Source organism: Actinospica durhamensis (genome assembly GCF_018139695.1).
In the GTDB taxonomy this organism is placed as follows: Bacteria; Actinomycetota; Actinomycetes; order Streptomycetales; family Catenulisporaceae; genus Actinospica; species Actinospica durhamensis.
The window spans coordinates 1-24,389 of sequence record NZ_JAGSOG010000118.1; the positions used below are offsets into that span (position 1 = coordinate 1).

The window sequence follows — 24,389 nt, forward strand, 5'->3', positions numbered from 1 at the left end:
CGTCACGCCCGTCACGCCCGCCTCGACCGGTTCCGGCGCCGGTGTGGCGTCGGGGGCCTCGGTCAGCCCGTAGCGCCGGTGCAGGCGCCGCAGCGGGCCCGGTGCCCACCACGCGGCGTTGCCCAGCAGCGCCATCGTCGCGGGCACCAGCAGCATCCGCACCAGTGTCGCGTCGATGAGCACCGCGAGGGTCAGGCCAAGGCCGATCTGTCCGATGACGGCGTTGCCGCCGACCATGAAGCAGGCGAACACGACCGCGATCAGCAGCGCCGCGCTGGTGACGATCCGGCCGCTGCGCTGCAGGCCGAGCGCGACGGCGGCGCGGGGGCGGGTGGGGTCGGCCAGGTGGGCCTCGCGTACCCGGCCGAGGATGAAGATCTCGTAGTCCATGGCCAGGCCGAACGCGATCGCGGCCACGCACGGCACGGTCACCAGGTCCAGCGAGCCGAGGCCGGCGGTCCCGAACAGCCCGGCGCCGTGGCCCTGCTGGAAGACGGCCGTGACCACCCCGAGCGCGGCGCCGAGGGAGAGCGCGGTGGTGATCAGTGTCTTGACGGGGATCAGCAGCGAGCCGGTGAAGGCGAACAGCAGCGCCAGGATGGTGAGGCAGACGAAGCCGATCGCCCAGGGTGCGCCGCGCACCAGCATCGCCTCGAAGTCGACGACCTGCGCCGGGGTGCCGGTGACCTGGACGTCGAGGGTGCCGCGCGCGGCCCGGATCTCGCGTACCAGGGCCAGTCCCGAGGCCGACGCGTCGCCGCCGGAGGGTGCGAGCTCCACCAGCGTGCCGCCGGAGGAGAGCGGCGTGCTGGTCACGGCCGCGACCTGGGGCAGGGTGCTGATCTGGCTGACGAATCGGGTGTAGTCCGCCCCGCTGCCCTGCACCAGCACCTGCACCGGGTTGCTGGAGGAGCTGCCGAAGTGCGCCGTGGCGGCGGTGTACTCCTGCCGGCCCTCGGCCGAGGACGGCAGCCAGCGCGCGTCACCGTTGGACAGGTGCAGCCCGGCCAGCGGAATCGCCAGCGCGACCAGCAGCGCGGTCAGCAGCACGACCACGCCGACGCGCAGTTTCGCCGCCAGCTGCGCCATACGGGAGAAGGCCCCGGTCTCGCGCGGCTGGCGCTGCTTGACCTTCACGCCGCACAGCGCGAGCAGCGCGGGCAGCAGGGTGAGCGCGGCGAGCATGTCGACCAGGACGACCGAGGCGGTGGCCAGGCCGATGGATCGCAGGAAGCTGTTGTCGAAGAAACACAGGCCGAGCGAGCTGATCGTGACGGTCAGGCCGGAGAAGAGCACGGTCCGCCCGGCACTGGCCGCGGCCCGGGCGGCGGCGGTGCGCTTGTCCCAGGTCCGCTGCCGCTCCTCGCGGAACCGGCTGACGATCAGCAGGCTGTAGTCCACGCCGACGCCGAGGCCGATCATGGTCACGATCGTCAACGCGTACTGCGACAGCGTGGTGAAGTGGCTGAAGCCGAGCAGGATCAGCAGCGCGCTGGAGATTCCGGCCAGGGCCACCGCCAGCGGGAGCAGCGCGGCCAGGAGGCTGCCGAAGACGAGGAACAGGCCGATCAGGATGATCGGCAGCGAGAGCTCCTCGGCCAGCTGCAGGGACTTCTTGACTCCGTGGTTGAGCTGCTGGTTGAGCAGCGGGCCGCCGCTGACGTAGACCTGCGGCGCGTTGATCTGGTGGAACCGGTCGTACACGGCCGTCAGGGCGGTGTCCTCGGCGTCGCCGGAGAGGTTCCGCCCGAAGGTGACGGTCACCGCGACGGCCTGGCCGTCCTTGGCCACGCCCTGCGGGTAGGGCGCGGTGACCCGGGTGACGCCCGGGACGGCCCGCATCGCCGCCACCGCCGCGTCCACCTGGGTCTCGACGCCGGGCGCGGTCACGTCCGTGCCGGACACCAGCGCGGTGACCTGGTCGCCGGTCGGATCCTGCGCGGAGAGCACCTGGCCGGCCCGGTAGGACTCGCTGGAGGTGACGTTGATCCCGGTGCCCTCGAAGCGCGAGGTCACCTGGGAGCCCACGGCGAAGCCGGCCAGGATGACGATCAGCCAACTGACACACACCAGGGCGGGGCGCCGGGTGGCCAGGCGGCCGAGCCGCGCGGCGGTGGAGGTCTGGATGCTTGACATGGCCGACAGCCTGGCGGCTCAGGGCTCTCATCCACCTCCCCCGGCCGGGCGGGCTTTGCGCCTCGCCCGTGCGGGGGAAGGGGAAAGACCTTAGGGGGCCTCAGGGAGAGGGCTGCGGGCCGGGCAGCGTGCGCCAGGCCACCCAGGCCAGCAACGCCGCCAGCGGCAGCTCGGCGAAGCAGGCCATGGCCAGGGATTCGGCGTAGGCCCAGCGCGGCGCGGCGGACATCCCGTCGAACCAGGCGTCCATGGCCAGCACGGCGGCCGTGGCGGCCGCGGCCGGGCTGGTCACGCGGTGGTCGCGGCGCAGCAGGAAGGCGACCACGAGCAGGCAGCAGGCCTCGAGTACGTCCAGGACGATCCAGGAGGAGTCGAAGCTGCGCTTGCCGGCCGTGCAGTGTGCCTGCCATATCAGCACGGCTATCCACGGCACGAGCAGCACACCGCAGACCCCGAACAGCAGCGCGAGCCGTTGCCGGACGCGCTCGCTCACGCCTCCGCGCTCCGCTGGCCGGCATGGACGAGCCCTGATTCGTACGCGTAGACGACGGCGTGGATCCGGTCGCGCAGATGGAGTTTCGCGAGCACGTTGCCCACGTGCGTCTTGACCGTGTGCTCGCTCACCACGAACTCGGCCGCGATCTCGGCGTTGGACAGGCCGCGGGCGAGCAGCTTGAGCGTCTCGAGTTCGCGCGCGGTCAGCTGGGCGGCGGCCGCGTCCGGGGTGAAGACCGCGGCGGCGCGCTCCGGGCGGCGGGCGAACTGCTCGATCAGGCGCTTGGTCACGCTCGGGGCCAGCAGCGCCTCGCCGCCGTGCACCACCCGTACCGCGTGGACCAGGTCGTCCCGGCGCACGTCCTTGAGCAGGAAGCCGCTGGCTCCGGCCTGCAGCGCGGTGTAGACGTAGTCGTCGATGTCGAAGGTGGTGAGCATGACGACCCTGGTGCCGCCCCGCGCGCAGATCTGCCGGGCCGCCTCGAGCCCGTCGAGCTGGGGCATGCGCACGTCCAGCAGCGCGATGTCGGCGCCGGTACGCCCGACCGCCTCCACCGCCTCGAGCCCGTTGGCGGCCTCCGCGACGACCTCGATGTCCGGCTGCGCGTCCAGGATCATCGCGAACCCGGCCCGCACCAGCTCCTGGTCGTCGGCCACCACCACCTTTATCCCCACACTGAGATCCTAACTCGAATCGCCGGACCGGGCCGGAACCCGCACCAGCACCTCGAAACCGGTCCCGTCCACGCCGCGGCCGGTGTGCACGGTGCCGCCGCAAGCGCCTATGCGTTCCCTGATACCGATCAGGCCGCGCCCCGGCGTGCCCGGTGTCGGGCCCACCCCGTCGTCCGTCACCCGGACCGTCAACGCCTCGGGCGCCCAGTCCAGCCGCAGTTCGGCCCGCTCGGCCTTGGCGTGCTTGAGCATGTTGGTGAGCGCCTCCTGCACGGTCCGGTAGAGCGCCACCTCGGTGTCCGGCGGCAGCGGCACCGGCGTGCCCGCCACCACCATCCGCACGTCGATCTTGGCCGAGCGCACCGTCTCCACCAGCCGCGGCAGCTCGGCCACGGTCGGCTGCGGGGTCAGGGCCAGCGCGTCGCCGTCGCGCAGCACGCCGAGCATCCGGCGCAGCTGGGTGAGCGCGTCGCGGCCGCCGTCGGAGATCGCGTCGAAGGCCTTCTCCGCCTTGGCCGCGTCCTGGTGCACCACCGCCGCGCCCGCCTCGGCCTGCACGATCATCAGGCTGACCGCGTGCGCGAGGATGTCGTGCATGTCCCGGGCGATCCGGGTGCGCTCCTCCGCCGCCGCCTGCGCGGCCCGCGCGTCCACGGCCTGCTCGGCCTCCTGCGCCCGGATGGCCATCAGCCGGGCCAGGTCCCGCTGCTGGGCCGCGAGCCGCCCGGCCACGAAGGCCATCAGCGTGATCAGCGCGGAGATCGCGGCCTTGCCCACGCTCTGGGTCACCACGGCGAAGTTGAGGCTGACGCAGGTGACCGCGGCGGACCAGAACTGCCAGCCGGTGCAGTAGTAGGCGACCGTGACCATGGCCAGGTAGAGCATGACCTGGCTGCTGTGGTTGTACGTCACGGCCAGGTTGTACGGGATCGAGAGCAGCACCAGGCTCAGGCCGCTCAGCAGCAGCACCGCGAACGGCGCGCGCCGGCGCCACAGCAGCGGAATCGGCAGCAGCGCCACCAGCGGCCAGACGAACCAGGGCCACGGGCGGGCGCCCACGGATATCTCCGCGTCCTGCGACTGCGCCACGCCCCACATCATGGTGGCCTCGCACACCGCCACGATCACCGCGTCCACGGCGAGCGGGGGCAGCCGGTTGACGGCCTGGACCAGCTGTCGGGGCAGCGTCGCGGCGAGAGAGCTCATAACCGGCAATGCTCTCCGCCGCGCCGGGCCCGCCGCCTCCCCCGCGAGGGGGATCTCGGGCGTCATGCCTCCACCGCACGGCCGAGGACGCCGTGCCGGGCCGGCCGGCTCACGCCCCGGGCTCGCGCTTCTCCAGCTCGAGCAGGCGCAGTTCCAGCGGCGTGCCGAAGGCCTTGCCGCAGGACTCCGGCCGCGGCTCGAGGGCCGCGGCCTCCTCGAGCACGGCGCGGTACTCGACACCGCCCGCGCGCAGCCGGACCTCGTAACGGTGTGCGGCCTGGCCACCCTCGGCGGGCCGGTCGGCGCGCTCGTCGGCCAGGCGGGTCTCGGCCACGACGCGCACGGCGTCCGCGGCGTACTCCCGCAGTTCCTCGCGCAGAGCCAGCTCCGCCGCCTGGCCTGGCCGGGACCAGGTGGAACGGCCGCGGCAGTGCCGGGTGACGACCTGGCCGGCGGCCGCCTTCGCGAGCAGCTGCCTGGCCTCGACCGGGTCCTGCAGCCGGCCGTAGACGTAGCCGGAGGGCAGTACCAGCGCGGTCGGGGCGAACCGGTGGCCGCCGAGGTGGTCGGTCTCCCAGACGTCCTCGGTCGGCGTGCGGGCGTCCTCGGCCAGCCAGCCCGCCAGCGCGCGGCCGGCCACGGCGCAGCAGCGGTCGCGCTTGCCGTTCGTGCACACCAGCAGCAGCGGGCCGCCCTCGTGCAGCGGCTTGCCCGGGACGTCGAAGTCCAGATCCAGCAGGGTGGAGGGATCGGATGTGGTCCAGGACCACAGCAGCGCACGCTCGGGACGTGTGTCGGTGAGGTAAATCCGTCGCGGCGCGTCCGGATCGTGCTCCGCGTGGTGCCCCGGACGGCGGATCAGCGCGATCCGCACGCCCGCGGATTCGGCCTTGTGTGTCAGCGTCCGGCCGAGTTCCGCGGGGAAGTGCGAGGAGGTCAGCGCGCGGGCGCCCCAGGGCCCGGGCTGCTCGATCGCGAGCCAGCGCGGGGCCACCGGCGCGGATCCGGCCAGCGGCTCGCCGAGCCGGACGGAGGAGGCGCTGCAGGAGGCGGCGTCGGGGGCTTCGGCGTGGCTGAGCGGCATGGGGATCAGACTACGGGGCCCGCGCCCGGCGCCCCGGGTAGCATTTGCGCCCGAATTGCGGATGATAGAAGTATCCGCCCGTTTTTATCCGGGGGATAAGCGAGGAGGCGATAGCCCATGACCTCCGTCAACCGCAACGACGGGGCCCATCGGGGCAAGGCGCACCGCTGGTCGCGCCGGGACACCGGCCCGTACCCGGCCCCCGAGCCCGATCCGGTCCACCCGCAGGCCAGGCCGGCGACCGCGACCGCGGTGTCGCACGAGATGCGCCCGCGCGAGACGGCCGCAGCCGAGCCCGCCGCGTCACCCGCCCGAGCGTCCGTGACGCCGACCAAGCACGACAGGCACTCCGCCCTGGCCGCCGACCACGGCACTCCGGCCGTGCTCAAACACCGGGTGGTCGCCCTGAGCGTGGTCCCGGGCGACGAGCCGCTGCGGCTGTGTACCGAGGACGCCGAGTATCCGCTGATCCCGCTCCAGGCGCAGGTGTGGGCCAGGGCGGGCCGGCTGACCGTGGTCACCCAGGACGGCAGTGAGCACCGGATGACGCTGCTCGGCCCGGACGAGGGCGCGGGCCTGCATCTCGGCGACCACTGGCCGGTGGGCGAGCCGGACTCGAAGGCCAAGCGCGCGGCCCACGCCGCCGCGCACGACGTCGGCAACGTGGTCACCTTCCCGGCCTGGCTCAACCGCACCACCCGGCGCAGCGGCGAGCGCAACGCCGCCATGCACGCGCTGGTCAAACGGCTGCGGCAGGCCAGCCCGGACACCCGGGTGTACTACGGCCAGACGGTCGGCTTCGACCAGGGCACGGAAGACAAGGACCGTCCGTACGACCACCGCGGCATCATCGGCCACGAGGGGTACCCGACCGAGTTGTGAGCCTGAGCCCCGGCCACGACACGAAACGGCCGAAACGGCCGAAAAGGCCGAGGGCCGCACCGACGCGTGCTGCGTCGGTGCGGCCCTCGGCCGTGCAGGTCGGGAACTCTTAGGCCGTGGCGGCCTCGGCCGCGGTGACATCGACCGACGCTTGCGCGCCCTCGGCCGCGCCCTGTCCGAGCGAGCGGGGCAGGATCGTGAACAGCAGCCAGTAGATGGCCGCGGCGAGCACGAAGCCGGCCTCGAACGTCAGGTCGCCCAGCGCCGGGTGGCGCTTGGCCAGGTAGCCGGTGAAGTCGGTCTGGTTGGAGAAGAGCGGGATCGAGATCGCCATCGCCGCGGCCATCGCGATCACGCCCGAGATCGGGTTGTGCTTGCGGCCGAACAGCAGCGGCTCCACGTTCCGGCCGCGGCGCAGGAACTGGTCGGTGAAGAACACCCCGAGCCAGGGGCCGATCCAGTACGCGATGACCAGCAGGAAGTTGTTGTACTTGGAGCCCGCGTCGCTCAGGCCCGACCAGGCAAGCAGGAAGCCGGCGATGCCGAAGACCACGGCCACCAGCGCGCGCCGCGCGGTCAGCGGGATCTTGATGCCCAGCGCCATGAACGACATCGCGCCGGAGTAGACGTTCAGGGCGTTGGCGCACACGGCGCCGATCGCGATGCACACCAGCGTGACATCGCCCAGCCACGGGGTGATGTGGTAGATGAACCCGGCCGTCGGGTCGGTGTCCCACAGGCCGTTGGGCACCACCAGCGTGGCCGCGGCGGTGCCGGCGAGCTCCAGCAGCACGCAGGAGACGAACACGCCGGCGCCGGCCCACAGGGCCACCGAGCGGGAGTTCTCGTTCTGCTTGAGGTAGCGGGTGTAGTCCGCGGCGTACGGGTTCCAGCCCGCGGCGTAGCCGAAGGTCGCGCCCAGGGTCAACAGGAAGCCGCCGATGCCGCCGCCCCCGCCGTTGAGCGCGGACGGGTGGCTCTCGCCGAGCAGGATCACCGAGACCACCACGAACACCAGCGCGAGCAGCGGGAAGGCCAGGCGCTCGAACGCGTGCACCAGGTTGTGCCCGAAGAAGGCGACCGCGATCTGCACCAGCGTGATCAGCAGCAGGCACGGCACCTCGTGCCAGCCGGTGAGCGCCGAGAGCGCCAGCGTGCCGCTGACCGAGTTGACCGCGAACCAGCCCACCCCCGCGACCAGCGCGTTCACGCCCGCGGGCAGGATGTTGCCGAAGCGGCCGAAGGATATCCGGGACAGGATCATCTGCGGCACGCCGTGGCGCGGACCGCGCGCGGAGAGCACTCCGAGCGAGATCGAGCCGAGCGCCGAGCCGAGCACGATGGCGAGGGCGGCCTGGGTGAAGGTCTCGCCGAAGAACATCGGCAGCACGCCCACGAAGACCGTGGCGAACTCGAAGTTGGGCGAGGTCCAGGTCCAGAACAGGTTCAGCGGGCGGCCGTGCCGCTCCGTCAGCGGGATGAACTCGGCGCCGCCTGGTTCGACGGCCGCCACTTTCGTGCCGTAGTCGCCTTCGCGTACCTCGGATATGGGGATCGGTACCGCTTGGGTGCCCGCCATGTCGCAGTCCTTCTGCAGATGCTGGGTTCGTTGCGCGCACCGTAAAGGGACTTCGTTAACGTGGGATTGTGCTTTTGTTTCCGTTATGTTTCGCGCGCTGCTGCGGGGCGGGTAACGATCTGGCAGCACCCGGCCCCGCTGCGCTGGGTCACGCCCGCGTCACGCCGCGCGGGCCCGCAGGGCCCTGGCCAGGTCGTCGCGCGCCTCGGCCACCAGACGCTGCAGCGCCGGGGCGTGGCCGGGCTCGGCCAGCCACGCGTCGGCCAGCGCGAGCGTACGCTCGTCCACACTCAGCGAGGGGAACGCCTCCCGCGCCAGCGTCGCCGCGTTCTCGATGGTGCGCTCGGCCCAGATCCGGTCGAGCACGGCGAAGTACCGCTCGGCGTACGGAGCGATCAGCGGCAGCTGCTCGGCCCGCGCGAAGCCGCCGAGCACCGCGCGCAGCAGGTCCTTCGGCTGGTCGACGGCGCCCTCGACGTACGCCCAGACCGCCGCCTTGGCCTCCGGCAGCGGCCGCGCGGCCAGGCACTGCTCGTAGTGGCGGCGCCCGGAGGCGGTCCGGTCCCGCTCAAGCTCCGCGTCGATCCCGGCCCGCTCCAGCCGCCCGGATGCGGCCAGCGCGAGCACGAAGTGCCAGCGCAGGTCCGCGTCCACGGCCAGGCCCGGGATCTGCGCGGACCCGTCGAGCAGGCCCTCGAACAGGGCGAGGTCGCCCGGCCGAGCGGCGCACGCGGCGTAGAACCTGGCCCAGGCCAGCTGGTGGTCCGAGCCCGGCGCGGCCGCCCGCAGCTCCCGCTCGGCCATCGCGGCCGTCGGCTCGAGCACCGCGGCCCGGTCTCGCGGGTCGAGGAAGTAGTCGAGCACGAACCTGGCCTGGTCCAGGACGTTGCCGAGTACCCCGATCTCCGACTCGGCCGGGGCGTGCAGGTCCACGAACTCCAGGAAGCGGCGCCCCGGCAGCACCGCGTCGCGGGCCATGTTCCACAGCGCCGCCCACAGCAGCGACCGCGGCATCGGGTCCTGGAACGCGCTCAGGTGCTCGTGCACGAACGCGAGCTGCCCGGTGTTCAGCACGAGCTTGCAGTAGGACAGGTCGTCGTCGTTGACCAGCACGAACTGCGCGCCGACGAGCTCGGCCGGCAGCGGCGTGCGCGCGTCGGCCACGTCCAGCTCCACCCGCTGCTCGCGCACCACCGCGCCGGACGCGGCGTGGAATCGGTAGCCGCCCACGGCGATCCGGTGCGGACGCGGCTGCCCGCCACCCTGCTCGATCGAGGTCCCGGCCGCGTCGAGTCCCAGGGTGTTGACGCCGCTGGTCTCCAGCCACGCCTTCGACCAGGCCGACAGATCGCGCCCCGAGGTCTCCTCCAGCACGGCCAACAGGTCCCGCAGCGTGGTGTTGCCGTAGGCGTGCTGCTGGAAGTAGCGCCGCGCGCCCTCCAGGAACGGCCCCTCGCCCACGTACGCGGCGAGCTGCTTGAGCACCGAGGCGCCCTTGGCGTAGGTGATCCCGTCGAAGTTCAGCTTCGCGTCTTCGAGGTCGTTGATGGTGGCCACGATCGGGTGGGTGGAGGGCAGCTGGTCCGCCCGGTAGGCCCAGGCCTTGCGCCGGTTGGCGAAGGTGACCCAGCCGTTGGTCCAGCCGGTCGCGCCGACCAGGCCGTAGGCGCCCATGAAGTCGGCGAAGGACTCCTTGAGCCACAGGTCGTCCCACCACTTCATGGTGACCAGGTCGCCGAACCACATGTGCGCCATCTCGTGCAGGATCGTGTTCGCGCGCCCCTCGTAGCTCGCGTCGGTCTGCTTGGACCGGAACACGTACTGCTCGGTGAAGGTCACGCAGCCCGGGTTCTCCATGGCGCCGAGGTTGTACTCGGGCACGAACGCCTGGTCGTACTTGCCGAACGGGTACGGGTAGGCGAAAGCGGTGTGGAAGAAGTCGAGGCCGCGCTTGGTCACGTCGAAGACCGCGTCGGCGTCGAAGTGGTCGGAGAGCGAGGCGCGGCACAGCGCGTTGAGCGGGATCAGCAGGGTCGTGCCGTCCGGCAGCAGGTAGGTGTACTCGTCGCTGGCCACGTGGTAGGGCCCTGCCACGATCACGGTGAGGTAGGTCGAGATCCGGGCCGTGGGCGCGAAGGTCCAGTGCGCCACCCCGTCGCGCACCGGCGCGCGCTTGGCCGGGGCCGCGTTCCCGGAGATGTACCAGCCGGCCGGCACCTTCACGTCGAAGGTGAACGAGGCCTTGAGGTCCGGCTGCTCGAAGTTCGGGTAGAGCCGCCGCGCGTCGGCCGGCTCGAACTGGGTGTAGAGGTAGACGAGCTCGTCGGCCGGGTCCTGGAACCGGTGCAGTCCCTCCCCGGTCCGGCTGTAGGCGCAGTCCGCCACCACCGTCACCTCGTTCGAGGACAGCAGGTCGGGCAGCGCCACCCGGCTGTCCGCGAACGCCGTCGCCGGATCCAGCGCCCGCCCGTTGAGCGTGATCGAGCGCACCGACGGCGCGATCAGGTCGAGGAAGGTGCCGGCGCCCGGCTCGGTGCAGGAGAAGCGGATCGTGCTGGTGGACAGGAACGTCGACGCGCTCAGATCCTTGGCGTTCCCCAGGTCCAGCGAGACCCGGTACGACTCCACCGCCAGCAGTTCGGCCCGCCGCCGCGCCTCATCCCTGGTCAGGTTCTTCCCCGGCATCACACGGCTCCTTCGACGCGCCATCGCGGTAGATCATCTCGGTAACGGGTGCCATCCTGCCACGCTCCGCCCCGTCTCAGCAGCCGGACGCCCGGAAAAACGGTGACGGCCCGCCGGGAACCCGACGGGCCGTCACGCGGTGCAACCCGCGCCTACTTGCGGCGCGCGATCTTGTTGCCCAGCCAGACCAGCGGGTCGTACTTGCGGTCGGCCACGCGCTCCTTCATCGGGATGAGCGCGTTGTCGGTGATCTTGATGTGCTCGGGGCAGACCTCGGTGCAACACTTGGTGATGTTGCAGAAGCCCAGGCCGTGGTCCTCCTGGGCCTCGTTGCGCCGCTCGCGGGTGTCGAGCGGGTGCATGTCGAGCTCAGCGACGCGCATGAGGAAGCGGGGACCGGCGAAGTGGTCCTTGTTGTCCTCGTGGTCACGCACGGCGTGGCAGGTGTTCTGGCACAGGAAGCACTCGATGCACTTGCGGAACTCCTGCGAGCGCTCCACGTCGACCTGGGCCATCCGGTAATCGCCCGGCTTGAGCTCGGCGGGGGGCTCGAAGGAGGCGACCTCGCGGGCCTTGGTGTAGTTGAACGACACGTCCGTCACCAGGTCCCGTATCACCGGGAAGGTGCGCAGCGGGGTGACGGTGATCGTCTCGTCCTCGGTGAAGGTGGACATCCGGGTCATGCACATCAGCCGCGGCACGCCGTTGACCTCGGCCGAGCAGGACCCGCACTTGCCCGCCTTGCAGTTCCAGCGCACCGCCATATCCGGGGCCTGCGTCGCCTGCAGGCGGTGGATGATGTCGAGGACGACCTCGCCCTCGTTCACCTCCACCCCGTAGTCCTCCAGCGAGCCCTCGCCGGCGTCCCCGCGCCAGACCTTGAACTTGGCCTTGTAGCTCACTTCGCACCTTCCTCGCCGTCGGCGGCGGACACGTCCGCAACCGACTCCGTGGCGTCGGCCTCCGCCTGGGCCGGGATCTCGGCGGTCTCGGAGACCTCTGCTTCGGGGGCGTCCTCGGACTCTGCTTCGGACTGCGCCTCGGACTCTTCAGGCTCTTCGGCCTCTGCCTCGGCGGCTTCTTCTGCCTCGACAGCTTCGGCTTCGGGCTCTTCGGCTTCAGCGGCTTCGGCCTCGACCGTCTCGACCTCGGCGGCTTCGGCTTCAACGGCCTCGGCTTCGGCCTCCACAACCTCGTCCTCGACCGCGGCGACCTCGACGGCCTCGTCCGCCGGCTCCATGCCGGGCAGGCCCGCGAGCTCCTCCTCGGTCATGTACTTCCTGAGCTCGGAGACCTCGAACAGCTCGAGCAGGTCGTGCCGGATGGTCGGGACGGGCTTGTGCTCCAGCTTGGCCCGGCCCTGCTCGTCGAGCGAGCAGACCAGGTTGACCTTGCGCCAGGTCGCCGACATGACGGGGTAGTCCTCGCGGGTGTGGCCGCCGCGCGACTCCTGGCGCTCGAGCGCGGCCTTGGCCACGCAGTCCGAGACCAGCAGCATGTTGCGCAGGTCCAGGGCGAGGTGCCAGCCGGGGTTGAAGGTGCGGCTGCCGGGGGCGGAGAGCTTCTCCCGGCGCTCGCGGAACTCGCCCAGCTTCTCGATCGCGGCCGCCACCTCGTGCTCCCGCCGGATGATGCCGACCAGGTCGTTCATGGTCTGCTGCAGCTCGGAGTGCACGGTGTAAGGGTTCTCACCCGCCTCGAACTCCAGCGGGGCCAGGGCCTCGGTGCGGGCCGCGTCCACGTCGGCGTCCTGCACCTCGGGCCGGTCCTGCTCGAGCCGCGCGATGTAGTCGGCGGCGCCGAGGCCGGCCCGGCGGCCGAAGACGAGCAGGTCGGACAGGGAGTTGCCGCCGAGGCGGTTGGAGCCGTGCATGCCGCCGGCCACCTCGCCCGCCGCGAAAAGGCCGAGCACGCTCGAGGCCGCGGTGTCCGGGTCGACCTCGACCCCGCCCATGACGTAGTGGCAGGTCGGGCCGACTTCCATCGGCTCGGCCGTGATGTCCACGTCGGCGAGTTCCTTGAACTGGTGGTACATCGAGGGCAGCCGCCTGCGGACCTCCTCGGCCGGCAGCCGGGAGGCGATGTCCAGGAACACGCCGCCGTGCGGGGTGCCGCGCCCCGCCTTGACCTCGGAGTTGATCGAGCGGGCCACCTCGTCGCGCGGGAGCAGCTCCGGCGGACGGCGGTTGTGGTCCGGGTCGGTGTACCAGCGGTCGGCCTCCTCCTCGGTCTCCGCGTACTGCTTGCGGAAGACGTCGGGGACGTAGCCGAACATGAAGCGCTTGCCCTCGGAGTTGCGCAGCACGCCGCCGTCGCCGCGCACCGACTCGGTCACCAGGATGCCCTTGACCGAGGGCGGCCAGACCATGCCGGTGGGGTGGAACTGGATGCACTCCATGTTGATCAGCGTCGCGCCGGCCAGCAGCGCGAGCGCGTGGCCGTCGCCGGTGTACTCCCAGGAGTTGGAGGTCACCTTGTACGACTTGCCGATGCCGCCGGTGGCCAGCACCACCGCGGGCGCCTTGAACAGTACGAACTGCCCGTCCTCGCGGCGGTAGCCGAACGCGCCGGCGATCCGGTCGCCGTCGAGCAGCAGCCGGGTGATCGTGTGCTCGGCGAAGACCTTGATCCGGGCCTCGTAGTCGCCGTGCTCGCGGAAGTCCTTCTGCTGGAAGGAGACCACGGCCTGTTGCAGGGTCCTGATGAGCTCGAGCCCGGTGCGGTCGCCGACGTGGGCGAGCCTGGGGTACTCGTGGCCGCCGAAGTTGCGCTGGGAGATCTTGCCGTCCTTGGTCCGGTCGAAGAGCGCTCCCCACTCCTCGAGCTCCCAGACCCGGTCCGGCGCCTCCTTGGCGTGCAGCTCGGCCATCCGCGGGTTGTTCAGGAACTTCCCGCCGCGCATGGTGTCGCGGAAGTGCACCTGCCAGTTGTCGTTGGCGTTCACGTTGCCCATGGCCGCCGCGGCACCGCCCTCGGCCATCACCGTGTGCGCCTTGCCGAACAGCGACTTGCAGATGATCGCGACGCTCCGGCCCTGTGCGCGGGCCTCGATCGCGGCGCGCAGGCCGGCGCCGCCCGCGCCGATCACCACGACGTCGTACTCGTACGTGAGAGTGTCAGTGGACATATGTGATCGGCCGTTCTAGAAGAACTTGGGGTCGGAGAACACGTTCGAGGCGACCAGCCACACGTACAGGTCGGTCAGGGCCACGCCGAACAGCGAGGCCCAGGCCAGCTGCATGTGGCGGGTGTTCAGCCTGGACACCACGGTCCAGGCCCGGTAGCGCACCGGGTGCTTGGAGAAGTGCTTGAGCCGGCCGCCCATGATGTGCCGGCAGGAGTGGCACGAGGCCGTGTACAGCCACAGCAGCGTCGCGTTCGCCAGCAGCACCAGCGTGCCCAGGCCCATGTGCCCCCACTGGCCGTCCGTGTTGCGGAAGCCGAGGATCGCGTCCCAGGTCAGGATGACGTTGAACAAGGAGGCCGCGATGAAGAAGTAGCGGTGCGCGTTCTGGAAGATCAGCGGGAAGCGGGTCTCACCGGTGTACTTGCCGTGCGGCTCGGCCACCGCGCAGGCCGGCGGGGACTGCCAGAAGGCCCGGTAGTAGGCCTTGCGGTAGTAGTAGCAGGTCATCCGGAAGCCCAGCGGGAACACCAGGATCAGCAGCGCGGGGGAGAGTTTCCACCACGAGCCGATGAAGTGCACCTCGCCCGCGCCCGGCATCGGCGTGCAGTTCGTGGAGATGCACGGCGAGTAGAACGGGGAGACATAGGGCGAGGCGTAGTAGTACTCGTTCTGGAACGCCCGGAAGGTGGCGTACGCGATAAACGCGAGGAACACGATGAACGTGACCAGCGGCGCGACCCAGTAGCGGTCGGTGCGCAGCGTGGACTGCTCGATTTCGGCCCTCGTTCTCGAGGGCGAGACGGTACCGGTGCTCATGCTTGTGAAGCTCCTGCGGCTGTGGAGGAGCCGGGCGGCTGTGCGTCGTCGGCAGCAACACACCCTAGTGGAGTGATCTTCAGATCCAAACGGGATCATCACTCCTGGTAGCGGCGGGTGACCAACATCACATCCTGGATCAAGAGGGCGGTGCGGACCACGGATCGTCGAAAAGTCCGGCCTCGGCAGCGACGGCCGGGGCTGACGCGGGAAGGTCGACTCCGGCGGCGACGTCCGTGATGATGCGGCCGTGGACGACCGAGACCCGGGCGTACCAGGGCGCGATCCGGCCCGCCCGGGCCACCGTCGCGCCGGCTTTGCGCACGTCGCCCCGGGCTGCCTCGATCCGCGCGCGGGTACACAGCGCCTCGGCGACGTCGAGGGCGGTGCCGGCGACGGACAGCTGGCGACGGCACATGTGCGCGGCGGTGACCAGTTCGCCCTTCTCCAGTTGGAGCAGCGTACGCATCGCCAGGGTCTGCGGAGCACGGGCACCGCGCTCCTTCGCGTACCGCTCCAGGTACTTCTCGGCGAGCGGGACGGCCCGATCGCGCAGCGTCGGGTCGCGTTCGAGCGCGAGCATGGCGTTCAGGCTGCTCAGGGCCAGGGCGCCGGTACGGGCGGCCGCCCCGCGCACCGGATCTTCAGGGATCTGATTCTCCGGCGCGGGGGCGAGCAGTCCGGCGAGCGTCCTCGACGAGGCGGAGTAGTCGCCGGCGATGCGCTGGTGTGCCGCCTCCACCAGCACGCTGCCGCCAGCGGTGTACGGGTTCTCCCGCAATCCGGTCAGCAGGTCCTTCGAGGCCGACAGGTCGCCCAAGGCCGTGGCGCTCACCGCGTGCGCGAGGGAGGCGTACTCGGGCACCGCGAGCATGGCGTCTTTCTCCGGCGGCGCGGTGACGAAGGCCCGTGCCACGGCCGTGCGCGAGGTACCGGGCTGGACGGCGAGGGCGTTCGCGGACGTGTACGCCAGCGCGAAACACAGGCACAAGGGGGCCGCGTAGGCGGGCAGCGACACCGCTTCGAGGATGCCGAGCAGCGCGGGCGTGAGCACGCCCGTGGCCAGCACGATCCGGCTGTCGCGTCCGTACCGCTCGCGGCGGGGCAGGTAGTTCAGGCGCACGCTCAGGGGGATCGTGTTCAGCCGCACCACCCGGGTGGGCGAGGCCCACACCCGGACCATGCGTCCGCTGCCGACGGCCACGCGGGTGACCTGTGCGCCGAGCCCTCTGGCCACCACGTAGAACACCGCCGAGGCGGCGGGCCCGATCGCGATGCCGAGTGCCAGAGCCGCCCACAGAGCGGGGAACCGGTTCTCCCCCGAATGGGCCGCGCGATACGTGAAGAAGTACAAGCCGATCCAGGATATGAGCAGAATGAACCCTTTGAGCCGTTTGACCTGGATAATCGCGCGTGCAGACACGCCGCCCCCTGGTGTCGCGAACCGCCTCGTACGGCGGACGTCGCAGTGTAGCGACGCACGGTTGCCGGCGGGAGGGGTGCGCGGTGAACGGGCGGCGCATGGTAGCCCTGGCGGGCCCGGCGCGATAGTCCCGGTTCGGCGAGGGGGCCCGATAGCCCGTACCATGGACATGGTGCCCGTGCTGTGTCCGCACAGCAGGCCGGGGCAAGGACGCCCCGCCGCGCACGGACCGCACTCGCCCGTCTCCCCTACCCGAAAGCGACGCTACCGGCATGCCTACGCGTAACGACATCCGCAACGTGGCCATCGTGGCGCACGTCGACCACGGCAAGACCACGCTGGTCGACGCGATGCTCAAGCAGTCCGGCGCGTTCCGGGAGAACCAGCACGTCGACGAGCGTGTGATGGACTCGAACGACCTCGAGCGGGAGAAGGGCATCACGATTCTGGCGAAGAACACCGCCGTGCACTTCCGCAGCCCGCAGGACCAGAGCGACACGGTCATCAACATCATCGACACCCCTGGCCACGCCGACTTCGGCGGCGAGGTCGAGCGCGGCCTTTCCATGGTCGACGGCGTGGTGCTGCTGGTGGACGCCTCGGAGGGCCCGCTGCCGCAGACCCGGTTCGTGCTGCGCAAGGCGCTGAACGCGAAGATGCCGGTCATCCTGGTCATCAACAAGACCGACCGCCCGGACGCGCGCATCGCCGAGGTCATCGACGAGACCTACGAGCTGTTCATGGACCTCGACGCGACCGAGGAGCAGATCGACTTCCCGATCGTCTACGCCTCCGGCCGCGAGGGCAAGGCCTCGCTCGAGAAGCCGGCCAACGGCACCACCCCGGACAGCGCTGACCTGCTGCCGCTGTTCAACACCATCCTCAGCACCATCCCGGCCCCCACCTACGAGGACGGCGCGCCGCTGCAGGCGCACGTGACCAACCTGGACGCGTCCAACTTCCTCGGCCGGATCGCGCTGTGCCGGGTCATGCAGGGCACCATCCGCAAGGGCCAGCAGGTCGCCTGGATCAAGCGCGACGGCTCGGTCGAGCGGGTGAAGATCACCGAGCTGCTGATGACCGAGGCGCTCGAGCGCAAGCCGGCCGAGTCGGCCGGCCCGGGCGACATCTGCGCCATCGCGGGCATCCCGGAGATCATGATCGGCGAGACCCTGGCCGACCCGGAGGACCCGCGTCCGCTGCCGCTGATCACGGTGGACGAGCCGGCCATCTCGATGACCATCGGCACCAACACCTCGCCGCTGGTCGGCCGGGAGAAGGGCTCGAAGGTCACCGCCCGCATGGTCAAGGACCGGCTCGAGCGGGAGATCATCGGCAACGTCTCGATCAAGGTGCTGCCGACCGAGCGCCCGGACGCCTGGGAGGTGCAGGGCCGCGGTGAGCTGGCGCTGGCCATCCTGGTCGAGCAGATGCGCCGCGAGGGCTACGAGCTGACCGTGGGCAAGCCGCAGGTCGTGGTGAGGGAGGTCGACGGCAAGACGCACGAGCCGGTCGAGCGCCTGACCGTGGACTGCCCGGAGGAGTACCTGGGCGTCATCACCCAGCTGCTCGCGATCCGCAAGGGCCGGATGGAGTCGATGTCGAACCACGGCACCGGCTGGATCCGGATGGAGTTCCTGGTCCCCTCGCGCGGCCTGATCGGCTTCCGCACCGAGTTCCTCACCGACACCCGCGGCACCGGCATCGCGAACACCAACTTCGAGGGCTACGAGCCCTGGTTCGGCGAGCTGCGCACCCGGGCCTCCGGCTCGCTGGTGGCGGACCGGGCCGGCGCCGTCACCCCGTTCGCGATGATCAACCTGCAGGAGCGCGGCTCGCTGTTCGTGGAGCCGACCACCGAGGTGTACGAGGGCATGATCGTCGGCGAGAACTCGCGCGCGGACGACATGGACGTCAACATCACCAAGGAGAAGAAGCTCACGAACATGCGGGCTTCGACCTCGGACACCACCGAGAACCTGATCCCGCCGCGCAAGCTGTCGCTGGAGCAGGCGCTGGAGTTCTGCCGCGAGGACGAGTGCGTGGAGATCACCCCGAAGTACGTGCGCATCCGCAAGGTCGTGCTCGACGCCTCCACCCGCGGCCGCTCCGCCGCCCGGGCCAAGCACGGCAACTGACGAGGACCGACGACACGCCGGCCGGCCTCGATCGGGGCCGGGCGGCGTGAGTCGGGAATGAACGAAAGAGACCGGGCGCCGCAGCACGCGGCGCCCGGTCTCTTTCGTGTTCCTCAGCTGCCGGCGACCAGCGGGGTCAGGCTCACCGCGCCGTTGGCGCAGACGGTGACCGGGCCGCCGGTGATCGTGCCCATCACCTGCTCCTGCTCGTTCGGCGGGATGACCAGCACGTAGACGCTGGGGGTGTAGCAGACGGACTGCGGTGTCGCGTCCGCGGTCAGGGTCTGGTAGGTCACGGTCGAGGTGACCGTGCCGCCGGCCGGCACCGTGACCCGGTGCTTGAGCCCGGTGGAGACGCGGGTCTCGGTCACGGCCTGCAGCGGGGAGCCTCCGGCCGGGGCGAACTGGAGTCCCGGGTAGCCGTCGGTCGTGCAGTCGTGCCCGGAGGTGTTCGTCAGCACCACCAGCAGCGTCGCCGTGGTGCCGGAGACGGACTCGGTCTTGGCCGAGGGGTTCAGGTCCGTGCTGTGGCACTGCGGGGTCGCGGCCGAGGTCGCGCTCGGCAGGACCGTGCTGCTCGGCGTGCTCGACTGGCTCGGCGACGCGGACGGGCTCGGGGATGGCGAGGCCGCCGCGGTCGGGGTCGCGCTCGAGGCCGTGTCCGTCGGCACCAGGACCGTGGTGTTGCTCGGGCCGGAGGCCACGCCCAGGTTGGTGGACTGCCCGGAGTGCAGCGCGACCGTGGTCCCGGCGGTACCCGCCATCACCACCAGCGCCGCCGCGGTGGCACCGGCCCACAGCTTGCGTGCGCGCCGCCGCCGCCCGGACAGCAGCACCCGCTCGAACGCGAACGGCGGGGTGGGCAGGGGCTCGACGTGGCCGATCCGGTCGCGCAGCATCCGGTCGAAGTCCGGGTCCGCCGCACCCCAGGTCGGGGAGTCCTCGCCGAACTCGTCGGTGCCCGAGGAGTCGAATCCGGACCGCGCGTCGAACGGCGCCGCCGCACCGAACCCGGGGTGGATCCCGGCCTCGGGCCGGATCTCGGGCTCGGGCTCGGCGTCGGGCGCGGACTCCTGCTCCGCCGCCTGCGCCTGCGGCTCGCCGCCGGACTCCTCGTCGCCGGGCGTGCGCTCAGGTTCCGGCACGTGCTCCGGGTCGAGTTCCTCGCCCGGCGCGTTCTCCTCGTCGCCAGGGCCGCTCATCGGGTTCCCTCCAGTGCCTTGCGCAACACTGCCCTGGCCTGGAACAGGTCGCTCTTGACCGTGCCGGTCGGCCGATTCGTCAGCCGCGCGATGTCCCCCACCGGGAAGCCCGCGTAGTAATAGAGCAGCACCGGCGTACGCAGCCGCTCCGGCAGCCCCTCCACCAGCCGGCGCAGCTCTGGGTCGCCCGACTGCGCCTCGGCCGGACGCTCGCGCTGGAGCACCCGCATCCCGTCGCGCTCGCGCTTGGTCTTGCGCCAGTGGTCGCGCACCAGGTTCGCCGCGATGACGTACAGGTAGCCGACCGGGTCCTCCACCTTGCGCAGCCGGCCGAGCAGCCGGGTGAAGGCCTCCATCGCGATCTCGCCGGCCGTCTGGTCGTCGTCCACCAGTCGTCGGCACCAGCCGGCCAGCCGGTTGTAGTGGGCGGCGAACAGCTCCGCGGCCACCGCGTCGTCGGACAGCCGCATCCGGCTGCCCGGCGCCAGATCCTCGGCTATCAGTGGCCAGCTTCCGCTGGTTTCTTCCACGCCCACCCCACACAGAACGCTCACACGGCACCGCCCGATCGGCGTGCCGACGTAAGTCTGCCGCGACCCGTCGCCCTTTGCCCACCCGTGCAGTTCACGCCCGGTAGAGACGCCCGCGCGCGGGAACGGTTGAGCCGGGTGGGCCGCCGCGGTGCCCGCGCGGGGCGTGACCTGCCCGGCGGACGCACCCCGGCTGCCCCGGGCCCGGGCGTACGGCGACAATGGACCCATGACCGACGCTGAGCAGATCTCCTTCCCGCGGCAGTTCGCGCGCACCCAGCGGTTCCGGCTGGGCGCGCCCGGCACGATCACCCCGGCCCCGGACGGCTCGCGCATCGCCCTGCTGCGCACCCGGACCGGCTCGGACCGGGCCACCTGCCTGTGGACGGCGGACCCGCGCACCGGCGCGCTCACGCTGATAGCCGACCCGGTGGACCTGCTCGCGGACACCGGCGCGGAGGAGCTGACCGAGGCGGAGAAGGCCCGGCGCGAGCGCTCGCGCACCGGTGCGGCCGGCATCGTGGACTACGCCGTGGACACGGCCGTGACCATCGCCGTGTTCGCGCTCTCCGGCCGGCTGTTCACGGCCGACCTGGCCAAGGGCGGGGTGCGCGAACTGCCCGCGGCCGGCCCGGTGGTGGACCCGCGGATCGATCCGACCGGGCGTCAGGTGGCCTACCTGTCCGGCGGATCGCTGCGCGTGATCGCCCTCGACGGCACCGGCGACCGCGCGCTGGCCGAGCCGGACGGCCCGAACCCGGAGACGGTCTGCTACGGCGCGGCGGACTTCACCGGAGCCGAGGAGTTCGACCGCTTCCGCGGCTACTGGTGGTCCCCGGACGGCGCCCGGCTGCTGGTCGCCCGGGTGGACGAGGCCCCGGTCCGGATCCAGTACATCGCCGACCCGGCCAACCCGGCCACCGCCCCGCGCCAGGTCAGGTATCCGGCCGCGGGCACGCCCAACGCGGTGGTGGAGCTGTTCCTGCTGGGACTGGACGGCACCCGCACCCAGGTGGAGTGGGACCGGACCGGCTACGAGTACCTGGCCAAGGCGCACTGGAGCGAGCACGGCCCGGCGCTGATCGCGGTGCTGAGCCGGGATCAGAAGTCCGGCCTGGTCCTGGCCGTGGCCGCGGACGGCTCGACCAGTACGGTCGCCGAGGAGCACGACGAGGTCTTCTTCGAGTTCGCCGCGGGCACGCCGGCCTGGGTGCCCCCGGTCGGCGAGGGCCGGGCCCGGCCGGCCAGGATCGCCCCGCGCGGCGACTCCTACCGGCTGCTGCTCGGCGAGGACCCGGTCACCCCCGAGGGCGTGCAGGTGCGCGCGCTGCTCGCGGTCGGCCCCGAGTTCGCCTTCGTCACCGCCTCGATGGAGGACCCGACCCGCGAGCACGTGCTCCGGGTGGCCTGGGCGGACGGCGCGATGAAGCGCGTCAACGGCCTGTCCGGGGTGAGCGGCGCGTCCGTCGGCGGCAACCTCGGCGTGGTCACCTCGGCCACGCTGGACGAGCCGAACTCCCGCACCTACGTGGTGGACATGTCGGCCGAGCAGCCCACCCGGCTGTCCGTGATCGAGTCGGTGGCCGAGAAGCCGCTGGTCACCGCCCGCCCGATCGAGCTCGTGCTGGGCGAGCGGGAGCTGCACGGCGCGCTGCTGCTGCCGGCCAACCACAAGCCGGGCACCAGGCTCCCGGTGCTGCTCGACCCCTACGGCGGCCCGCACGCGCAGATGGTCAAGGCCGCGCACAACCTCTACCTGAACGCGCAGTGGATCGCCGACCAGGGATTCGCCGTGCTGGTGGTGGACGGGCGCGGCACCCCGGGCCGCGGGCCGGCCTGGGACCGCTCCATCCGCGACGACTTCGCCGGCGCGACCCTGCAGGACCAGGTCGACGGCCTGCACGCGGCGGCCGAGCAGTACCCGGACCTCGACCTGACCCGGGTGGCCATCCGCGGCTGGTCCTACGGCGGATACCTCTCCGCGCTCGCCGCGCTGCGCCGCCCCGACGTCTTCCACGCCGCGGTGGTCGGCGCGCCGGTGACCGACTGGCGGCTCTACGACACCGCCTACACCGAGCGCTACCTGGGCCACCCGGACCGGCAGCCCGAGGTCTACGCGGCGAACTCGCTCTTCCCCGAGGCCGGTCCCGGCGCCTGGGAGTGGGCCGAGCCGCACCGTCCGATGCTGATCATCCACGGCCTCGCCGACGACAACGTGGTGGCCGCGCACACCCTGCGGCTGTCCTCGGCGCTGCTCGCGGCCGGACGCCCGCACACGGTGCTCCCGCTCAGCGGCGTCACGCACATGACGCCGCAGGAGGTCGTCGCCGAGAACCTGCTCAAGCTGCAGGTCGGCTTCCTCAAGGACGCGCTGGGGGTGGAGTAGGGCCCTGCGTCGGGGGCGAAGACGCCCGGCCGCGCGGCGATCCGTCGCCGCGTCAGGCCGGGCGCGCCCGCACGCTGCTCCACAGGCTCGGGTAGGTCGAGCGCACGGCCCGGTCGAACACGTCCGCGACCGCCTCGAAGGACGGCAGCGCGCGCCCGTCCACCGGCTCGACCGCCCAGACCACGCCGCGCAGGCCGGTGAACCCGGGCGTGGGCAGCGGGACGTAGCCGGGCTCCTGCACCGGCAGGGCTCCGAGCACGGCGAGTTCGAGGCCGGCCTCGCGCCAGCAGTCGAACGCGGCGGCCTTCCCGGCCGCGGCCTCGCCCTCGAGCCCGAGGTCCACCAGGAAGCTGATGCGTCCGTGCCCGTCCACCGCGGGCCCGGACGCGGCCGAGCGCTTGGCCAGCAGCTCCAGCGCCGCCACGCCGACCAGGGTGGGCGCCTGGATCGCGCCGAGTCTGGCCGCCCCCGGCACCGGCCGGCCCAGCACGGTGAGCACCGGCGCGTCCGCGCACATCCGCCACACCACCCGCACCAGCGCCGGGGTGGCGCACGCGGCGATGCGCCAGGCCCCGGGCATCGGATGGGCGCCGTAGTGCGAACACCGGTCCTCTCCGCAGCCGCAGTGCCGTCCGTCCACCGGGAAGCCGGGGGTCAGCGGCCAGCCGAGCCGGCGCGCGTAGTCCATGGCGGCCTCGGCCACCGGGCCCAGCGGCTCCGGCGCCGCGTCGGCCATCCGGGCGCCGGCCGTGGACGCGGCCGGCACCGGCACCGCCGTCCGCCACGTGCGTGCGTTGTGTCCTCGTTGACCCTCCGCAGTCATCTTCCGTGCTCGTCCTCTCCCCGAATCGGCCGGGCGTGGCGGGCCCGGTACTGCTGGACACGGTGTTCGCAGTGCGTGGTGTGGCGTGCGGTGCTGGCGTGGCGCGCCGTTCGCGTGGTGTGCCTGTCTCGTGACACACGGTGTCCGATCAAGGGCGCGGAGGCGAGAACTCCCCTCACTACGCAGTGAAGCGACTTGGACACGATCCGGCGAGTGCGCGCCAGCGGACTTTTACCGGACAGGTCCAGTCGCCGGGGTACGGGCTAATCTGGCCCCTGTACCCGACCCGCAGGAGACGCACGTGCCGCCCGAAGCCCGCAGCATCCTCTTCGTGCACGCCCACCCCGACGACGAGTCCATCAACAACGGCGCGACCATGGCCAAGCTCGTCGCCGAGGGCACCCGGGTCACGCTGGTCACCTGCACCCGCGGCGAGTACGGCGAGATCCTGGTCCCCGAGCTCGCGCACCTGGCCGCGGACCGGGAGGACCGGCTCGGGGAGTACCGCGAGGGCGAACTGGCCCGGGCGATGGAGCGGCTCGGGGTCGCCGATCACCGGTTCCTCGGCGCGCCGGGCGAGTTCCACGACTCCGGCATGATGGGCACCGAGGGCAACGAGCGGCCCGACTCCTTCTGGCAGGCCGACCTCGAGCAGACAGCCGAGCGGCTGGCCGGGATCGTCCGCGAGGTGCGGCCGCAGGTCGTGGTGACGTACAACCCGTTCGGCGGATACGGCCACCCCGACCACATCCAGGCGCACCGCGTCGCCATGCGCGCGGTAGAGCTGGTGGCGGGCACCGACGCGCAGGTGGCCCGGGTCTACTGGAACACCATGCCGCGCAGCGCGCTCGTCGCAGCCCTCGACGAGCTGCGGACGCAGGGTACGCAGACCGGCTTCAAGGTGGTGGAGACCGTGGACGAACTCGGATACGCCGAGGACGACGGATACGCCGCCGTCGCGGTGCGGGCCGAGGAGTATCTGGACGCGAAGATCGCGGCGATGGCGGCCCACGCCACGCAGATCCTGGTCGACGGCCCGTTTTTCGCTCTGTCGAACTATGTGGGGATGCGCACGCTGGGTACCGAGTACTACCGCCTGGCCGACGGCTCGGACCTGGCGGGCGACGCGCTCGCCGGGGACCTGTTCGCCGGTCTCGGCCGGTGACCGGGACAATGGCCGCCGTGACCACGAAGTCCGACAC

At 71.7% G+C, this 24,389-nt stretch carries 18 protein-coding genes; 4 read left to right on the top strand and 14 right to left on the bottom strand.

The window, feature by feature from the left end:
- The 5 genes from KDL01_RS21995 to KDL01_RS22015 all read right to left on the bottom strand — a co-directional run.
- A partial coding sequence (locus tag KDL01_RS21995) for an MMPL family transporter (protein ID WP_212530452.1) occupies positions 1 to 2,136 on the bottom strand: 2,136 nt, incomplete at its 3' end.
- Positions 2,137 to 2,236: 100 nt separating this feature from the next.
- Positions 2,237 to 2,629, bottom strand: a complete 393-nt coding sequence (locus tag KDL01_RS22000; RefSeq protein WP_212530453.1) for a hypothetical protein — start codon at positions 2,627 to 2,629, stop codon at positions 2,237 to 2,239.
- Positions 2,626 to 3,306 carry a response regulator gene (locus tag KDL01_RS22005; RefSeq protein WP_212530454.1) on the bottom strand — a complete coding sequence of 227 codons (681 nt, stop codon included), beginning with the start codon at positions 3,304 to 3,306 and terminating at the stop codon, positions 2,626 to 2,628. The genes KDL01_RS22000 and KDL01_RS22005 overlap by 4 nt, the downstream gene beginning before the upstream one ends.
- 9 nt (positions 3,307 to 3,315) lie before the next feature.
- Positions 3,316 to 4,512 carry a sensor histidine kinase gene (locus tag KDL01_RS22010; protein WP_212530455.1) on the bottom strand — a complete coding sequence of 399 codons (1,197 nt, stop codon included), beginning with the start codon at positions 4,510 to 4,512 and terminating at the stop codon, positions 3,316 to 3,318.
- A gap of 109 nt (positions 4,513 to 4,621) precedes the next feature.
- Positions 4,622 to 5,596: a ferredoxin family protein gene (locus tag KDL01_RS22015; protein ID WP_212530456.1), complete on the bottom strand. Its 975-nt coding sequence runs from the start codon at positions 5,594 to 5,596 to the stop codon at positions 4,622 to 4,624.
- Positions 5,597 to 5,713: 117 nt separating this feature from the next.
- Between KDL01_RS22015 and KDL01_RS22020 the strand changes: the two genes are divergently transcribed.
- On the top strand, positions 5,714 to 6,478 hold the full coding sequence (locus KDL01_RS22020; protein ID WP_212530457.1) for a hypothetical protein: 765 nt from the start codon (positions 5,714 to 5,716) through the stop codon (positions 6,476 to 6,478).
- A 109-nt stretch (positions 6,479 to 6,587) separates the two neighbouring features.
- On the opposite strand, the gene KDL01_RS22025 is transcribed toward KDL01_RS22020, so the two are convergent.
- The 6 genes from KDL01_RS22025 to KDL01_RS22050 all read right to left on the bottom strand — a co-directional run bounded on the left by KDL01_RS22025 (position 6,588) and on the right by KDL01_RS22050 (position 16,039).
- Complete coding sequence (locus KDL01_RS22025; protein ID WP_212530458.1) at positions 6,588 to 8,057, bottom strand: purine-cytosine permease family protein; 1,470 nt, start codon at positions 8,055 to 8,057, stop codon at positions 6,588 to 6,590.
- 159 nt (positions 8,058 to 8,216) lie between these two features.
- The gene (gene pepN / locus KDL01_RS22030) at positions 8,217 to 10,742 is read right to left on the bottom strand and encodes an aminopeptidase N (RefSeq protein WP_212530459.1); all 2,526 of its coding nucleotides are present in this window, start codon (positions 10,740 to 10,742) and stop codon (positions 8,217 to 8,219) included.
- Positions 10,743 to 10,894: 152 nt separating this feature from the next.
- On the bottom strand, positions 10,895 to 11,644 hold the full coding sequence (locus KDL01_RS22035) for a succinate dehydrogenase/fumarate reductase iron-sulfur subunit (RefSeq protein WP_212530460.1): 750 nt from the start codon (positions 11,642 to 11,644) through the stop codon (positions 10,895 to 10,897).
- The gene (locus tag KDL01_RS22040; protein ID WP_212530461.1) at positions 11,641 to 13,869 is read right to left on the bottom strand and encodes a fumarate reductase/succinate dehydrogenase flavoprotein subunit; all 2,229 of its coding nucleotides are present in this window, start codon (positions 13,867 to 13,869) and stop codon (positions 11,641 to 11,643) included. The genes KDL01_RS22035 and KDL01_RS22040 overlap by 4 nt, the downstream gene beginning before the upstream one ends.
- Before the next feature lie 15 nt (positions 13,870 to 13,884).
- Positions 13,885 to 14,685 carry a succinate dehydrogenase subunit SdhC gene (gene sdhC / locus KDL01_RS22045; RefSeq protein ID WP_212530462.1) on the bottom strand — a complete coding sequence of 267 codons (801 nt, stop codon included), beginning with the start codon at positions 14,683 to 14,685 and terminating at the stop codon, positions 13,885 to 13,887.
- Positions 14,686 to 14,824: 139 nt separating this feature from the next.
- Complete coding sequence (locus KDL01_RS22050) at positions 14,825 to 16,039, bottom strand: hypothetical protein (RefSeq protein WP_212530463.1); 1,215 nt, start codon at positions 16,037 to 16,039, stop codon at positions 14,825 to 14,827.
- Between the two features lie 341 nt (positions 16,040 to 16,380).
- Between KDL01_RS22050 and typA the strand changes: the two genes are divergently transcribed.
- Positions 16,381 to 18,246, top strand: a complete 1,866-nt coding sequence (gene typA, locus KDL01_RS22055) for a translational GTPase TypA (protein ID WP_212530464.1) — start codon at positions 16,381 to 16,383, stop codon at positions 18,244 to 18,246.
- A gap of 113 nt (positions 18,247 to 18,359) precedes the next feature.
- On the opposite strand, the gene KDL01_RS22060 is transcribed toward typA, so the two are convergent.
- Together KDL01_RS22060 and KDL01_RS22065 are read right to left on the bottom strand one after the other, a co-directional pair.
- The gene (locus tag KDL01_RS22060; RefSeq protein WP_212530465.1) at positions 18,360 to 19,448 is read right to left on the bottom strand and encodes a DUF4232 domain-containing protein; all 1,089 of its coding nucleotides are present in this window, start codon (positions 19,446 to 19,448) and stop codon (positions 18,360 to 18,362) included.
- A complete protein-coding gene (locus KDL01_RS22065; RefSeq protein WP_212530468.1) occupies positions 19,445 to 19,918 on the bottom strand; it encodes an RNA polymerase sigma factor in 474 nt (157 codons plus the stop codon). The genes KDL01_RS22060 and KDL01_RS22065 overlap by 4 nt, the downstream gene beginning before the upstream one ends.
- Positions 19,919 to 20,207: 289 nt before the next feature.
- Between KDL01_RS22065 and KDL01_RS22070 the strand changes: the two genes are divergently transcribed.
- Positions 20,208 to 22,364: a S9 family peptidase gene (locus KDL01_RS22070; RefSeq protein WP_212530466.1), complete on the top strand. Its 2,157-nt coding sequence runs from the start codon at positions 20,208 to 20,210 to the stop codon at positions 22,362 to 22,364.
- A 52-nt stretch (positions 22,365 to 22,416) separates the two neighbouring features.
- Here the strand turns inward: KDL01_RS22070 and KDL01_RS22075 are convergent, their stop codons facing one another.
- On the bottom strand, positions 22,417 to 23,187 hold the full coding sequence (locus KDL01_RS22075) for a bifunctional DNA primase/polymerase (RefSeq protein WP_212530467.1): 771 nt from the start codon (positions 23,185 to 23,187) through the stop codon (positions 22,417 to 22,419).
- Between the two features lie 301 nt (positions 23,188 to 23,488).
- On the opposite strand from KDL01_RS22075, the gene mshB reads away from it, so the two are divergent.
- The gene (gene mshB / locus KDL01_RS22080) at positions 23,489 to 24,352 is read left to right on the top strand and encodes an N-acetyl-1-D-myo-inositol-2-amino-2-deoxy-alpha-D-glucopyranoside deacetylase (protein WP_307846509.1); all 864 of its coding nucleotides are present in this window, start codon (positions 23,489 to 23,491) and stop codon (positions 24,350 to 24,352) included.
- The last annotated feature ends 37 nt before the right edge of the window (positions 24,353 to 24,389 follow it).